Genomic DNA, 15,349 nt, shown 5'->3' with positions numbered 1-15,349 from the left:
GCCATTGCGGGTGCGCACGGAGCTGCCGCGCTGGGCTTCGATATGGTCGAGAAATGCCAGGATTAGATCGGTGCCAAGATCCTCGACCTCCAGATCGGTCGGTCGGCGCTTCAGCCGATCGGCAGCAAACCGGACTAGCAATACGAAGCAGTTGGCATAGGTCTTCACCGTGTGCGGGCTGACGGCGCGTTCCCGCGGCAGATGTTCGCGGAGGTATGCCGTGAGATGGGGAGCGAGCGCCGTCATGCCACTTCTCCCAGAAAGAGGTGTTCGCTCGCGGCAGCGATGTCGCGCAGCAGCACCGGGGTGGCTTCGAGATACCAATAGGTGTTGGCGATCGAGGCGTGCCCCAGATAGGCGCTGAGTCCGGCCATGTGATGCGCCACGGCCTCCCTGTCCGGCGAACACGACTCCAGCGAGCGCACGGCGAAAGTGTGCCGCAAATCGTGTAGCCGCATTCCGGTCGTACCGGTTGGGCCACGATAGCCGAGCTGTCGCGCCAGTCTGACGAACACGATATGAGCACGCACCTTGTGGGGTGCTCTTCCCCGGATCGTCACGAACAGGTCGCTGCCAGTGGCGCGGAGCCTTGCCCGGGTAGCGAGATAGGCTTCGAGCGCCTGACGGGTCGATGGCTGCAACGCTATCAGGCGCTGCTTGCCGAACTTGCCGTTGCGAATGATCAGGCCGTCTCCGCCCAGATCGTCGCATTGTAGCGCCAAGGCTTCGGAAATCCTGAGGCCCGTCGCAGCCAGCAGTCCAAACAGGCAATGGTAGGTATGAGGGCTGATCATGCCCGTGGGCGGCAGGTCCAGTGCTGCTGCCATGATCGCCCGAACCTGTTCCGGTTCGATGATGGTCGGCGTGGGGCGCGGACGCTTGCCCCGGCCGAAAACGCCCGCAGGAGGGACCTGGTGTCCTGAATCTTCGGCGTGGGCGAATAGGCTGAAGTTGCGAACCGTGTCGAACCGCCTTTGGGCCACGTTCTGCGAGCTCGACGTGTGGCACCAGTCGTAAATCCGTTGGACCTTGGTCCGCCGGTCTCCGAATCCTTCTGCGTATGCTGCGTAGAGTCTGAGCATCCGGTCCTGTTCGCGGAACTTCCGGCCCAGGCTGCGATGCAGCGCGACGTATCTGGAAATATGCGTGTTCAGCATGACAGATCTCCTGGCCAGGGCTGTGCGATCTTCATGAGCATCGGCAAATCGACCTTGGCGTAGATGGCAGTGGTCTCGGGCGAGCTGTGACGCAGGATGGTCCCGACGGACTCCAGGCCTGCGCCCGCGCGCAGCATGTTGGTGGCAAGCGAATGCCGGAATATGTGTGATCCGGTCGGCAGACCTTCGATCCCGCTTCGCTCCAATGTGCGTGCAACGATGCCGGCAATCTCAGCCGACGAGCTCAACGACCGAAACGGGGCATGCGCGCGCAGGAACAGGTGTCTGTCGATCGCCTTTGGACGAGCCGTCGACAGGTAGGTCAAGATCGCGTCGCCGACATCCTGGGGCAGTGGCAACCGCTCCGACCGTCGTGACTTGCCCTTGACTATCAAATGGCCGGAACGCCAATCGATGTCGTCGAGGCGCATATCCCGAATATCACTTGCCCGCAGGCCGAGCCTGGCAAGCAAGAGAATGATGGCCTTATCCCGGATCTGCACTGGCCGGTCAGTCGGACAGGCCGAAATGATCCTCTCGATCGTTGCCGGGTCAACATAGCGCGGCAATGTTGAAAGGCGGTATCGCTGCACAGAGGGTATCGCGTGCAGCAGTGCGGGACGGCATTGGCCTTGACCAATGAGAAAGCGAAGAAAGCTCCGCATGATCGTAACGAGCAGCGATACCGATCCCGGCGTCTCCTTGCTTCTTCGCGCGAATGCGCTTCGTAGACCGGCGGCATCCCACAGCACGGGTGCGCCAAGCATGGCTATCAACCGGTCGACCTCCGGCCGATACCGACGGATAGTCGCGTCGGTTGCGCCGCGATGCTGCTTGAGCCAACCGAGATAGGCCGCGACATCCGGATGTACTTCCAGCTTCGCTTCGACTGGCGCGATAGCACCGCGATCACGAAGAAACGCGACGAAGTGCCGAATGAAACGACGACGCCTCTTCATACCTGAAGAGGCCAACTTGCCGCGTTTGCGAAACGCCGGGCAGCGACAGTAGTGACCCGCGTATTGCTCGATCACCCCCTCATCGACTTCGGTCCAAGGTCGTCGCGACACGCGAAGCCAGATGGCGAAGTGCTCGGCCTCTGATCGATATGCTCCCGATAGCGCCTCAACGAGCTGGAGAGCATCGATCTGGTGCGAGTAGGCTGCCAGATGCCCACCGAGATCATCGATCCCATCGGCGACCACGATGTAGCCCTGATCTTCGAGAAACCGGATAAAGCGCCTGACACGCGCCGCAAGATCGGCCTTGTAGGCCGGCTCTTGCGCTGAATATCCCGGGCACCGGCATCGATGCTTCTCAAACCGGTGCGCGACGTGGTCGTCGAGCGTCTCGAGCGCAATCCCACGTAGTCCCAGCCAACTGAGAAAGTGGCGGACCGCTGCGCTGTACAGGACCGCACAAGCCGCCCCTTCGTCAACCGACAGAGAGGAGAGGAATGCGGTGAATAGGGCGTCGGGACTGGGCGGATCTTCAATCCTGCGCGGCGCGGGCCGAAACGACGCAAATGATCTTGTTGGCATGGTGGTTCCTTCGACGTGTTGAGGTCGAAGAACCCGTAATTATCTGGAGTGAAATCATGACGAACCGACGCAAATCCGAGCCTCCGGCTGCCGGACTCGACATAATCGCGGACTGCAAAGAATATGTCGTCGACTATCTGACCCGGGCCTTCCCCACCCGGCAGATGGAGGAATACAAGGACGAACTCGGCGACGTGCGCTCGCGTCCGATGTGGGACGAGGCAGGCAATCCGGTCCACAACCCGCAGGCCGAGGCCGCTCGCGCGGACCTGATCGAGCATATCTGCGCCATGCCGCCGATCCCGACTGCGCTTGATGCCCTGCTCGAGCACTACGGCGTGACGGTGGTGGCCGAAGTCACCGGGCGCAGTAAACGCCTCGTCCGTGACGGATCGGGCCAGCAGCGCCTCGAAAGTCGCTCGCCCCGGACCAATCTTGCCGAGACGACTGCGTTCATGACCGGGGTCAAGCGCATCCTGGTGTTCTCGGATGCGGGCGGCACGGGCCGCAGCTATCACGCCAGTCTCGATGCCAAGAACCAGCAGCGCCGGGTCCACTTCCTGCTCGAGCCCGGATGGCGCGCGGACCGTGCGATCCAGGGGTTGGGCCGCACCCACCGCACGCACCAGGCCTGCCCGCCACTGTTTCGTCCGGTTACCACCGACTGCAAGGGCGAAGCCCGGTTCACCAGCACCATCGCGCGGCGCCTCGATGCATTGGGCGCGCTGACCCGCGGCCAGCGCCAGACCGGCGGGCAGGGGATGTTCGATGCGTCCGACAACCTCGAGAGCATCTACGCCAAGCACGCGCTCCACGACTGGTACGGCCTGCTCGCGACGGCCAAGCTCAAGAGCACGACCTTGTCCGAGTTCCAGCGGATGAGCGGGCTCGAACTCACCGATCAGGACGGGGTCCTGCGCGAGGATCTGCCGCCGATCCAGCGCTGGCTCAACCGCATCCTCGCCATGAAGATCGCCGTCCAGAACGCCATCTTCGACGAGTTCCTGACCCTTGTCGAAACCCGCGTCTCGGCAGCCAAGGAAGCCGGCACCTTCGATATCGGCGTCGAGACGGTGCCGGTCGAGGCCTGCGAGGTGCTGTCCGACACGGTGATCCGGACCGATCCTGTGACGGGCGCGACCTCGCACCTGCTTGAGCTGTCGCTGACCCAGCGGCGCAAGGTCCTCTCGCTCGAGCGCGTGCTCAAAATGGCATCCTATGAGGAACAGCCGCTGTTCCTGCGCAATGACAAGTCCGGCAAGGTCGCGCTCGCGGTTCCGGCGCCCTCGCACATGGACGAGGAAGGTCACATGATCCGCCGCTACGAACTCGTGCGGCCGCTGCGCAGCGAGTACCTCCGCGCCGACCGGCTCGACGAGTCCGCCTGGGAGCCCGTCACCAAGTCCCGGTTTAGCGCGCTGTGGGAAGAGGAATACGCCGCCGACGAGAGCCAACTGGTCACGGAGACCGTCTATCTCGCGACGGGCCTGCTCCTGCCGATCTGGGGCGCGCTTCCCAAGGAAGACCTTACGGTCAATCGCATCGTCGACAAGTCCGGCGCCTCCTGGCTCGGCCGTCATGTCCACGACCTCTACGTCGATGCGACCCTCGAGAAGCTTGGGGTTGCCCGCAAGGCGCAGACCGATCCGACCAAGATTGCTGCCGCCATTCTCGGCGGCGGGACTTGGAAGGCGCCGCATCCCCTCAATTTTACGATCCGCACAGCCCGCGTGAACGGTTCCCGAAGGATCGAGATCGTCGATGCCGAAGCCGCGCGCATTCCCGAGCTCAAGGCCAAGGGCTGCTTCACCGAGATTATCGCCTACAAGACGCGGGTGTTCGTGCCGCTGGACGGCGCCGAGGCGATCATCGTCGGCATTGCCGTCCCGGGCTGAGCCACCAGGCAAGCCAACGCTCTGCAGCTATCGGTAACCTGCCCGACCGCCTGGGATCATGTTGAGCCGTCTTGTGTCTTCCCAATGGCCGCGCACCAGCGCTGCCTCCGCTTCGTAAAGCGCCTCAACGTTGGTCGTGACGGCCATTACCTTGTGGTGGATGTATGTCACCCGTTCGGCCTCCAGTTCCTCCCGCAGCTTGCGGTGGAATAGCAAGTTGCTGCCCTTGCGCATCGCGCGTCGATGCTCGGCCCAGCGGGTCTTCCAGCTCCGCGTCGTTATGCCGACGTAGAAGTAACCATCTACGGGGTAGGAACTGCCCTCGCCGAAGATATGCTGGTAGAGGACGAACGACTTCTTTGGCCAGCCATTTGGCCTGATAAGGATGTGTGCAGGCGCCGAAAACAGGATGCTCGGTTCGGTTACGTGCGCCGATGGCATGCTTATGTCGAACCTGCGCGCCGCAGCCATGAGCGCCGGGTCGCTGACGAGGTCGAGGCGGATCACCGGTGATAGTATCAACTCGCCGGCTTGTTGAGGCTTACCGGACCTATAGTCGTCCGTGCCGATGGACACGTTCCGGTGTCCCTCGCGCATGCGCTTTTGCGGCGCGACGAACTTCAAGCCACTGCGCATCGCGACCATGTGGAAATCCGGGATAGCGTCGCCAGCGTTGATCCTAATGACGCCACCTGGCTCTCGCGCGCTGCTAAGCCAGAACTTGCCATAGTCGGTCTCGCACCAGGCGCGCAGCTGCCGTTCGACCGCTGCGCGCAGCTTGTGCATCGGGGTTGGGGTGAGATGCTCCCACCACCCCCTATCGATCGAGACCGGGCTGGCCATAGCCTATACAGCTGCTGGCTGCTCGGGAGCTTGCGCCGGCGGGGCAAGTGGAACAGGACGGGCCGCGACTGCGCCCACATGTGCGGCAGCCACTTCGCCTTCTTCCGGATCGTCCTCGCTGATGCGCATCATCATCCGGTAATGCGCTCCATGCCCTGTGCGCTCGAATACCTCTCTGAACACACGCAGGTAACCTTGCACGGCATTGTCATCGACGGCGACGTAGATATCGTCATGCGAGCTGTGCGAACCGTCGTTAATCCACGAGAATAGCGAGGCGCAAATTTGGGCGTCGCGCCCCTCAAAAAGTGCGACGATCTCGTCCTGCTTCAGCCCGCCCAGGACGGTCAGATAGTTCTCGACGATCCGGCGCATCGTGTTCTGGATTGTGAGGTTCGGTCGTTCCGGATTCCGCACCTCATCCCACAGCAGCTCGTAAGAGGTCTTGATCGGGTTGTAATCGTAGTGGGTGAGCGAGGACACGTTCTCGCGCTTCCGAACGATCCAGAAGGTCTCGAACGACCGCGCTCTGCCGCGGCGCTCTCGGTCGAAACTGACCTCCTTGTGAAAGTAGATGTTGTGCGTGAGCACGAATACCTGGCGGACGTTGCCTACATTCTCCCGCACGTCGGATACGACCTTCCGGATCAGCGCACTGACCACGAACAGTACGTCGGCGTCTAGGCTCGAGACGGGATCGTCGAATACCACAATCTTCTCGACTGCGGTGCCTGTGGTCGACGTGCTGCCAGCTAGTTGATGATAGAAGTAGAGGAAGGTGATGAAAGAACGCTCACCTTCGCTCAATGAGTGCGCAGCCTCGCTCCCGTCCAGTCGCACGATGCGATACATGTCGCTGCGCTCACCAGCTACCTCAAGGCGGAAGTTCGAGAAGCCATATTGGCTGAGGATCCGATTGATGGAATCGACTGTCGGGCGGACACTGGTGATCGTCTGCTCAATCGCGGAGAGCTGACGTTTCAGGTCCGCTCGGCGCGTGGTTTTGTCGGCGATACTGCCACGCATTCCGTCGATCGCGCGCTGAAGATTGCGGGCCGTGGTCTCGTAGGTGTCGAGATCCGTGCGTCGTTCCTCGACGACGAACCTCCAGATCTGCGCGGTCAGCGCCGACTTTGCGCTCGCGAGGTTGCGGATAGTGGCGTTGTACTGCTCGGTCGCCTCATTGGCGGCCGTGACCAGAGCGGTGATCGCAGCCGTCAGCTCCGTCGTAGCGTCGAGCTCGATCACACCACTCGGCTCCTTCCGTTTCGCCGTGATGCGTTCGATGTTGAGTTCGAAAGCAGTCTTTAGCGCCGCGGAGCGTTCGCCGAGGACCGCCGCATCCACAAACCGATGTGGCGCCGCAACGAGGGCGTCGATGCGGGCGACGACGGCATTAACGGCCTGCTCGTATGACTCCGCGAGAAGGTCGATCGAGGCGAGATCAGCCTCATACTGCTTATCGAAAAACGCGTTGAGATCATCAAGCAATCCGGCAGGCGTCGGCTGCTGGCAAAATGGGCATGGGCCATCGGCCTCGGTTAGATATCCGACGCCCTGCTTGACCCAATCGCTGTTGCCAAGGCGGCCGATGAGAGCGGCCACGACCACGTCGTCACGGCCCACAATGCTGCGGGTGAGGATCGGGGAAGCCTCCAGACCCGCGAAGCGATCAAAGGAAATCGGGGCGATAGTAATCTCCGCCGTCGCGGCATCCTGGAAGACGGTCGCCGCCTCTGCCACCAGGGCGTCCAGCGTCTTCAACTCAGAAGTGTTGCCGTCTGCCTCGACCAGCAGCTTTGTGCAGAAGTCGCCCTTCTTGCCACGGAAGCCGGTGAAGGCGTCCATGAACGCGTCCTTGTGTTCGACCTGCGACTTCCAGCACGCCTCGATCAGTGCCGTGCGCGCCGCCGCGAGTTCGCTTTCGCGGCCGCCTGTGCCGTCCTCTCCGACCAGATTCCGGCGCAGGTTGACCATGTCGTTATCAAGGTCAGCGATCTCGCTCGTAAGGCGCTCGATCTCGGCGGCCGCCCGGGTCGAATCCTCGCCGAGCGTAAAGATTCCCTGCATCTGGTCACCGAAGCTGGCATCAGCGAAATCTCGGTTGAAGACCAGCGTCGCAAGCTCGCGTCCGTCGCGCCAACTAACGGTGTAGCCCGCGCAGATCGACGAGTCGTGGATCGCGCGCGAGATCGTCGTCTTGCCGCAGCCGTTGTGGCCGAACAGATAGTTGACCCTCTTCAGGTCTGTCAGCCTCTCGCCGCCAGCTGGATAGGTCGCCTCGCCGGCGATCTCGATTTCGATGATCAAGCGATTCCCCCTAATACTACTCCGTCCGCGAGATTATCTCGAGACCAGCACAAAATTGACGTAGAACCGTCACCAGTTCCATTTCGTGGCCGAATATCAGCACGAACAACCTAATCTAGCAAACATCAGCGGCTTAGTCTTCACGTGGGGAAGTGGACACTATGGAGTTTTTTCCGAGGCCCTTAGCTCGCACTAATGCGGCTGCAAAACCTCAGATCACAGCCGGTAGGCTGCACGCAGCCTTGCGGCGACGCCCTCTCGCGTCATGTTCACCTTGAATTGTCTGGGGTCGAAGTCGTCTTCGATCGCCGCCTTCTCGACAAAGGCGAGCATATCTTCCGCGACGGCTGGGGGCAGGGCATATCGAGCCTCCTGGCTCAACAACTGCAGAAGCCGCGCGACGTCGTTGCGGTGCTTGCGGATGTTCCTTTCATCGACTTGGCCCCCTTCCGCGCGTTGGCGGGTAAGGTCGAGCCATGCCCGGGCCTTGAACGGAATGATCGCTGCCTCATCAAGAACCGGGATGCCGCCGGCTTCGCGCACCATCGACTTGAGAAACTCATAGTAGCTCTCGTCGAGGAGGATGGCGGATAGGCTGGCCGCGGCCTCATCGATGGGGAGCGGCGTCAGGTGGGCGTCGTCGCCCAGTTTCAGGCCTTCGGGCGCGCGCGAGAAGAGCTCGAGCATGGCGGGATATCCTTCAGCCTTCGGCTTCTGGAAGCGATAAAGGACCTTCGCGCCTTCGCTGCTCTGCCTGATTTCGTAGTCGCCCTCCTCGACAAAAGCCCAGAAGCGTGCCGCAAAAGCACTGTCCAGTGCTTCGACCACCAGGACGATATCGAGATCCTTGGTGGCGCGAAAGTCGAGCCCAACTTCGTCCATGATCAATTCGCAGGCGGCCCCGCCGATCAGCACATATTGGTGCTCGTGGCCCGCAAAATGCGCCCGAAAGCGGTCGACCCCGATCACCATGCAAATGTCTCCAACAGTTCTTCTGCCGCTTGCGCAACGCGTTCGTCCGGGCTGCCTCGGACGCTGAGGTACAGCGAGAGGCGATCGACAACGCCATTGCTGGCGAGAACTCGGGGATCGTAGGTCCATGTCTGGACCTCGACGCGCACGTCATCGAAGGCGGTGGCAGGCCGCAAGGACTGTGCCGCCTGCAGATTCTTCCAACTGGCAGCCAGAATGGCCCTTGTCTCGAGGCGCGGCGGAGCCAGCATGGTGTAGCGAGCAAGCGCGGTTGTCCCAGCAAGGGGGCCGATCACTTCACCATCCAGGGCGCAGACCTCCCGAACCTTGCGCACCGGCGACTGGAGCTGTGCCTGCACAGTGTCCCAAAGCTCCCGGCCGCGCCTAGCCATGTGCAGACGGCGCTGCCGACCGACATGGTGTGCCTTCGCCAATTGGAGCGCCTCGAGCTCATCCAGAGTGCGGCTGATGCTCATGATCGAGACATGCAGCTCGTCCGCAAGTTCGGTGAGGTTTAGGCCATCCAAGGTGCGGCCCTGCATGACCGCCAGCAGGAGGAATTGCGTCGTTGGGCTGATCTGCTCGGCGTGAACGAGCGCGAAAGCAGGCGCGCGCTCGCGCAGGTCGAGGAACACTTCGGGGACATAGAGCTGCGCGCCAGGTGCGATGAAGCCGATCTTGCGCTCCATCATCTGGCGGCGGATCGCGCCCGGCACGCGGCCCAGCAGCAGGAGCACCAGGTCGGCCCCGAGTTGGTGGCGAACCATCTCTCGATGCTTCAGGTACTGCGCCGTTGCGCCAGATCCGGGCGGCAGGTTTTCTCTGATGGCCATGAGCAGCAACGCGCGGCCGTCCAGCGAGCCTTGCCAAATCGCGTAGCGATCGAGGATGAAGTGCGGCAGATTGGTGGGTGCTGCGGGCACGAGGGCAAGCCGCTGTCCGAACGCGTCCTCGACGTACGCTTCGGCAGCTTCCGCGAGCGCTTCCAACCGCGCCTCAGGAACCCTTTCTAACACCACTCGTCTTATTTAACATCACTAATGTTAAATGTCCATTATGATGTTAGATGGGTTGCAGATGGTGCCCATGCTGCCTCTCCGTGAGGCATAAATTCAGCATTTATGCCTCACGAAACCGAGCAAGTCGTTTTGGCATGCGCGGCATGTGCCCGGGAATTCGGGCAATCCTGAAACCGTGAGGGGAGGGGGGCTGGAAGGGGTGAGCCGAAGGGCTCGGCCAAATCCGGCCTTCAGGAGCACTCCCATGAACGACATCGAGTTGATCCCGCTCGGCAAGCTACGCCTGTCCGAAGCCAACGTCCGCAAAAACGACAGCAACCTCTTCATCGAGGAACTGGCCGCCAATATCGAGGCCAAGGGCCTCCTCCAGAACCTGATCGTGGTGCCCGCCAAGAAGCGGGGCATGTTCGACGTAACCGCGGGCGGCCGCCGCCTGCGCGCCCTCAACTTTCTGCTCGGCGCGGGCAAGCTCCCCAAGGATCACCCCGTCGCCTGCCGCGTCCTCGACATCGATGCCGCCGAGCAGTCCGAACTCTCGCTGATCGAGAACGTCATCCGGCTCGACATGACGCCGACCGATGAAATCCGTGCGTACAAGCATTTCGTCAACGAGGGCAGCGACCTCGACGCGATCGCCAAGCGGTTCGGGCGCACCCGCCGCTTCATCGAAGGCCGCCTGCGGCTTGCAGACCTTGCCGATCCGATCTTCGCCGCGCTCGAGGAGGGTAAGATCACCCTCGACGTCGCCAAGGCCTATGCGACGACGCCCAACCATGATCGCCAGATGATGGTCTGGAACGAGCTGTCGAACAGCTGGCAGGGCAACAATCCGGATTCCATCCGCCGCATGGTGACGCACAGCGCCATCCGCTCGTCCTCGCCGATGGCCAAGCTCGCCAGCGAGGCCGAATACCTCGCCGCCGGCGGCAAGATCGAACGCGACCTTTTCACCGAGGACGGCGGCGAGACCTGGATCGATGCCGAGATCGCCCAGCGCATTGCCGGTGAAAAGCTCCAGGCCTTCGCGGCCGCGGTCGCCGAAACCTCCGGCTATGCTTGGGTGCGCCCGATCCTTGAGACGCGCGTCACTTACAACGCGACCGAAGATCTGCACCAGGTCCATCTCGAACCGGCACCGCTCACCGACGAGGAACAGGTCGAGGCCGACAAGCTGCTCGAGACGATCTCGGCGCTGGAAGCCGAAAGCGAGACGCTCGACGAGGACGACGAGGCCGCCGCCGCCGAGTTCCAGACCCGCTGGGATGCCGCAAGCAGCGCCTACGATGCGCTCCACGACAAGCCCCCGGTGATCCCCGAGGAGATGAAGGCCAACGTCGGCTGCTTCGTGATCATCGGCGCCGATGGCCTGCCCACGGTTGCCAGCGGCCTCTACAGCGACAAGCCTCTCGAGCGCCGCAAGGCACGCGGGGGCGACGCCGCCGAGGGTGCCAGCGGAGCGGCAGGGGAGGGCGGTAGCGCCTCGTCCGCGCCCAAGCCGCTCTCGCAGAAGCTGGTCGAGGAACTCGCGGTCCAGCGCCGCGATATTCTCGCGATCAACCTCGCCTCGAACCCGGCGATCGCGCTCGACTACCTGATCTTCGCTATCGCCGACTCCCGCGCGCTCTACAGTGCGCAGGCGCTCGGAACGACGCTCCGCGCACCGTCGCCCTCGCTCTACCTCGCCAACTACCCCGAAAGCCCGGCGCACACGCTGATGGCCGATATGCGCGAGACGCTCGACCTGTCGTGGACCGAGCACCGCCGCACCGTCGACCGGTTCTCGGCGTTCAGCGCGCTCGACGACGATGCCAAGGCAAGCTGGCTCGCCTGGTGCATGGCAAAGACGCTGGAGGCCAGCATGGGCATCGACAAGAAGACTGGGCAGTCCGGCCCTGAACCGATCGACCTCCACGATCATCTCGCGGCGCTGATGGGGATCAACGTCGCCAGCCACTGGCGGCCGACCTCGGCCAACTACTTCGACCGCGTCAGCAAGCAGGCGCTGCTCGCCCATGTCAGCGAAGTCGGCGGCCCAACCATGGCGGCGAGCTTCATGGGCTCGAAGAAAGGCGACCTCTCGGCTTCCTGCGAGAAGCTGTTCGCCGGCGAGACCATCGTCGCCCCCGAGGTGAAGGAAGCCGCCCTCGCGTGGGTGCCCGAGGCCATGCGGTTCCGGGTGCTCGCCGCGAGCGCGCCCGATGAGGAAGCGCCGGTCGAGCACGAACCGGACAGCGATGCGGGCGACCTCGAACCTGCCGAGGAGCACGACATCGAAGTCGGCGAGACCGTCGACGCCTGAGCCAGCCTTGCCGGCACGCTGCCCCGCGCATCCCTTGCGCCCGGCGGCAGCGTGCCGGTCCATCCAGGAACCACCCCCATGACCATGATCACCAAGCTGCGCGCCCGGGTCTCTCCGCACGCGATCTCGAAGGTTACTCGGATCTTCAACGGGACCCTCGACGACATCTTCAACGAGCTCTTCCAGAATGCCCGCCGCGCGGGAGCAACGCGCGTCACTGTCACCGCCGAGCATATGGAGGACGCCTGCCTCATCACGGTGAGCGATGACGGCGGCGGGATCGCCGATCCGGTTGACCTCCTTTCACTCGGCCAGTCCGACTGGTCCGACGAATGCCGCACCCGCGAGGACCCGGCGGGCATGGGCTTCTTCAGCCTCGCGGGCCTCGACACAGTGGTCAGTTCGCGGAGCGCTGACGGCGCGTTCTCGCTCGCGATCACGGGGATGCCTGGACCGGCGAGGCCGACATCGATGTGCTCCCGTGGGATGGAGCGCCCGGCACGGCCATCGCTTTCCGGTTCGATCCGCAGCCCGATGGCAAGCTCGAACGCTGCGTCGAGGCAGCCGCCCGGTTCCTGCCGATCCCGGTCAGCTACAATGGCAAGGATCTCGCGCGGGCCGATTTCCTCGCCGATGCGCACAAGGTCATCGAGCGGGACGGCTTCCGCATCGGCGTGTTCCGTGACCGGCATTCACCGCATATCGCGACGCTCAATTTCCATGGGCTTACCCTCAAACACGCCTTTCCGGTCGTGAAGGAAGTCCACCATACCCAATGGTCCGTGCAGGTCGACGTCATCGACGCGCCCGATCTCGTCCTGGTGCTGCCCGCCCGCAAGGAAATCTACCGCAATGCCGCGCTCGACCGGCTCGTGGCACTCTGCCGCGAGGCGATCTTCTCGGTCATCCGGGAGGAACCGCTCCACCGCTTGAGCTTCGAGAACTGGATCGAAGCGAGCTTGTATCACGACGACTTCCCGCAGGCGGCCCGGCAATTGCCGCTGTGGTACCCGACGCTTGCCCGCGACAGCTACCGCGAGGTGCCGCGCTTTGCCGACCTCGAGCCGGGCGCGGCGATCTATGACGACACCGACTCCTTCGACGCGGTCACCTTTGGCCGCGCCTTGCGCCGCTCGAACGGCGGCGAGATGCACCGCCTCGGCGGCCCCGATCCGCGCGCCTTCTACGAGCCGATCACCAATTTCATCGGCTACCCCTGGTACGATTTCCTACCGGCCTTCGTGCGCACCGGCGAATGCTTCACCTTCGATGACGGAAAGCGCACCGATGAAGAGGGTGCCGTCACCCTGCGCCCCGACGCGATCACGATCGAACTCACCGATCAGCACGACCGGCGGCTCGATCTCGAGACCGACTTTGCGATTCTGGAAGATGCCGACTCCTGGGGCGATCCGGACTGTGCGCGCATTGCGCTGACCCGGACCACCGCGCTTGATCCGGCTGATCTCACCGACCTCATCATTGATGCGGTGTTCTCGCCGTCCGACGATTCCGATGCCGACAGCTACGACACCCAGGAGACCCGTTTCCGCCACGATGCGGCGGTGCGCGCCCATGCCATCCTCGAAGGCGAGGACGCGGCGATCCTTGCCGGCATCCGCATGGCCTTCGCTGACCGGGTCGCCTGGCGCATCCCGCACGGGCGCACGCTGCGCCTCTCCTGGTCGAGCGCGGCCTCTAACCTCACCCTCGATCCCGCCCAGGAGGGCCCGGCCCAATGACCCGTCATCCCAAACCCGACGTCGCGCAGGTCATCACCGACCTGATCCTCGAGAAGATCGCCGCCGGCACCGCACCGTGGCTCAAACCCTGGACCTCGACCAGCAGGCGCCCGCTCCGCCATAACGGTGTCCCTTATTCGGGGATCAACACGTTCTTTTTATGGGCGGTGGCCGAGAGCCGGGGCTACGCCAGCCCCTACTGGATGACCTTCAGGCAGGCGCTCGAACTCGGCGCCCATGTCCGCAAGGGCGAGAGCGGCTCGTTCAGCGTGTTCTACAGATCGGCGCGCAAGACCGACACCGATCGCGAGACCGGTGAGACCACGGAGAAGACGATCCGCTTCATGAAGTGGAACCACGTCTTCAACGCCTCGCAGATCGAGGGGCTGCCGGCGCACTACTACCCCGAACCGCCCGATCCCAAGGTGATCAACGAGCTCTCGGCCGGTGTGCAGGCCTTCCTCGACGCGATCCCGATCCGTGTCGTCCACGGCGGCGACAGCGCGCATTATGCGCCCAGCACCGACACAGTCACCTTGCCGTCGCCGGGCGCGTTCCATTCGATCGAGGCGTATTTCTCGACCCGCTGTCATGAGGTAGGTAACATTGCAAGTGTCCTCGTTTCGAGGACCGCTTTGGCGGTCGAGCGATGCTTCTCCTGGATCGCCGAGTCCCTTCGGGGCAGCCACACGGGCAGTCGATCGCGTTTGTGTTTCGCGGCATCGGGACGGGAGTTCTGATCATGCGCAACACCGATCGCACTGATATCTATACGCGCGTCACCAACGAGATCGTTGCGGCCATCGAGGTAGGGGCAGGGTCGTGGACCATGCCCTGGCACCATGATGGTTCGGCGATTGCGCGGCCCGTTAATGCAGCGACCGGCAAGGCTTACCGGGGTTCCAACATCCTCAGCTTATGGATCGCGGCGCAAGCCTGTGGCTTCAGTTCCGGCAGATGGGCAAGCTATCGGCAGTGGCAGGCCCTTGGTGCCCAGGTCCGCAAGGGCGAGCAGTCCACGACCATCGTTTTCTGGAAGATCAACCAGCGTGGCGACGACAGTGAAGACCCCGATGGCGATGAGAACACGCAAGGCCGCCCTCGCATGTTCGCGCGCGGCTACAGCGTTTTCAACGAGGCGCAGGTCGACGGATATACGGCGCCAGTCATCGAGCTCTTGTCTGAGGAGACGCGGTTGCAGAACGCCGATGCATTCTGGGCCAACCTTGGCATCCTAACCTGTCACGGCGGTAACGAAGCCTTTTACGTTCCGTCCGAAGATCGGGTGCAGATACCGGAGTTTTCCCAGTTCAAGGACCCGGCCGGATACTATGGCACGCTCTACCATGAAGGTCTGCATGCCACCGGTGCCGGGCATCGCTGTGACCGTGATCTATCGGGCCGGTTCGGTTCGGACCGATACGCGGCCGAGGAAGCGATCGCGTTATCTGGACAGTCTGCACCGTGCCTGACGCTTCATTGAAGGGTATCGTCCAAGCGCGACGCAGGGGGTCATCAGGCCGGATGAAGCGCTCCCAATAAGCTGGCGTAGTCCGGCCTGATGACCACCG

General features: G+C 63.1%; 13 protein-coding genes. 6 read left to right on the top strand and 7 right to left on the bottom strand.

Going from position 1 to position 15,349, the window contains the following annotated elements; all coding sequences use genetic code 11:
* The 3 genes from EH199_RS22340 to EH199_RS22330 form a co-directional block, all read right to left on the bottom strand.
* A partial coding sequence (locus EH199_RS22340) for a site-specific integrase (RefSeq protein WP_190287392.1) occupies positions 1 to 246 on the bottom strand: 246 nt, incomplete at its 3' end.
* On the bottom strand, positions 243 to 1,157 hold the full coding sequence (locus tag EH199_RS22335) for a tyrosine-type recombinase/integrase (RefSeq protein ID WP_124811281.1): 915 nt from the start codon (positions 1,155 to 1,157) through the stop codon (positions 243 to 245). The genes EH199_RS22335 and EH199_RS22340, both read right to left, overlap by 4 nt.
* On the bottom strand, positions 1,151 to 2,698 hold the full coding sequence (locus EH199_RS22330) for a tyrosine-type recombinase/integrase (RefSeq protein ID WP_124811280.1): 1,548 nt from the start codon (positions 2,696 to 2,698) through the stop codon (positions 1,151 to 1,153). Before EH199_RS22330 ends, EH199_RS22335 begins: the two co-directional genes overlap by 7 nt.
* Positions 2,699 to 2,862: 164 nt before the next feature.
* Here EH199_RS22330 and EH199_RS22325 point away from each other — a divergent pair, with 164 nt between their 5' ends.
* Positions 2,863 to 4,593, top strand: coding sequence for a strawberry notch C-terminal domain-containing protein (locus EH199_RS22325; protein ID WP_370449726.1), 1,731 nt, complete (start codon positions 2,863 to 2,865; stop codon positions 4,591 to 4,593).
* A gap of 27 nt (positions 4,594 to 4,620) precedes the next feature.
* Here EH199_RS22325 and EH199_RS22320 read toward each other — a convergent pair whose 3' ends face one another.
* The 4 genes from EH199_RS22320 to EH199_RS22305 form a co-directional block, all read right to left on the bottom strand.
* A complete protein-coding gene (locus EH199_RS22320) occupies positions 4,621 to 5,436 on the bottom strand; it encodes a hypothetical protein (protein ID WP_124811278.1) in 816 nt (271 codons plus the stop codon).
* 3 nt (positions 5,437 to 5,439) lie between these two features.
* A complete protein-coding gene (locus EH199_RS22315) occupies positions 5,440 to 7,746 on the bottom strand; it encodes an AAA family ATPase (protein WP_190287390.1) in 2,307 nt (768 codons plus the stop codon).
* A gap of 216 nt (positions 7,747 to 7,962) precedes the next feature.
* On the bottom strand, positions 7,963 to 8,718 hold the full coding sequence (locus EH199_RS22310) for a hypothetical protein (RefSeq protein WP_124811276.1): 756 nt from the start codon (positions 8,716 to 8,718) through the stop codon (positions 7,963 to 7,965).
* The gene (locus EH199_RS22305; RefSeq protein WP_223806857.1) at positions 8,712 to 9,707 is read right to left on the bottom strand and encodes a hypothetical protein; all 996 of its coding nucleotides are present in this window, start codon (positions 9,705 to 9,707) and stop codon (positions 8,712 to 8,714) included. The genes EH199_RS22310 and EH199_RS22305 overlap by 7 nt, the downstream gene beginning before the upstream one ends.
* A gap of 274 nt (positions 9,708 to 9,981) precedes the next feature.
* Here EH199_RS22305 and EH199_RS22300 point away from each other — a divergent pair, with 274 nt between their 5' ends.
* The 5 genes from EH199_RS22300 to EH199_RS22285 all read left to right on the top strand — a co-directional run bounded on the left by EH199_RS22300 (position 9,982) and on the right by EH199_RS22285 (position 15,261).
* Positions 9,982 to 12,036: a ParB/RepB/Spo0J family partition protein gene (locus EH199_RS22300; RefSeq protein ID WP_124811274.1), complete on the top strand. Its 2,055-nt coding sequence runs from the start codon at positions 9,982 to 9,984 to the stop codon at positions 12,034 to 12,036.
* A 78-nt stretch (positions 12,037 to 12,114) separates the two neighbouring features.
* The gene (locus EH199_RS24840) at positions 12,115 to 12,792 is read left to right on the top strand and encodes an ATP-binding protein (RefSeq protein ID WP_223806856.1); all 678 of its coding nucleotides are present in this window, start codon (positions 12,115 to 12,117) and stop codon (positions 12,790 to 12,792) included.
* Positions 12,711 to 13,778, top strand: coding sequence for an ATP-binding protein (locus EH199_RS24835; protein ID WP_223806855.1), 1,068 nt, complete (start codon positions 12,711 to 12,713; stop codon positions 13,776 to 13,778). The genes EH199_RS24840 and EH199_RS24835 overlap by 82 nt, the downstream gene beginning before the upstream one ends.
* Entirely contained in the window at positions 13,775 to 14,518 is a 744-nt protein-coding gene (locus EH199_RS22290) for an ArdC family protein (protein ID WP_223806854.1), read from the top strand. The genes EH199_RS24835 and EH199_RS22290 overlap by 4 nt, the downstream gene beginning before the upstream one ends.
* A gap of 2 nt (positions 14,519 to 14,520) precedes the next feature.
* Entirely contained in the window at positions 14,521 to 15,261 is a 741-nt protein-coding gene (locus tag EH199_RS22285) for an ArdC family protein (RefSeq protein ID WP_124811273.1), read from the top strand.
* The last annotated feature ends 88 nt before the right edge of the window (positions 15,262 to 15,349 follow it).

Origin of the sequence: Novosphingobium sp. LASN5T, from assembly GCF_003856955.1 — a bacterium.
Lineage (GTDB): Bacteria > Pseudomonadota > Alphaproteobacteria > Sphingomonadales > Sphingomonadaceae > Novosphingobium.
The sequence above is the reverse complement of the archived record's forward strand: the minus strand, read 5'-3'. Positions and strand labels throughout refer to the sequence as shown.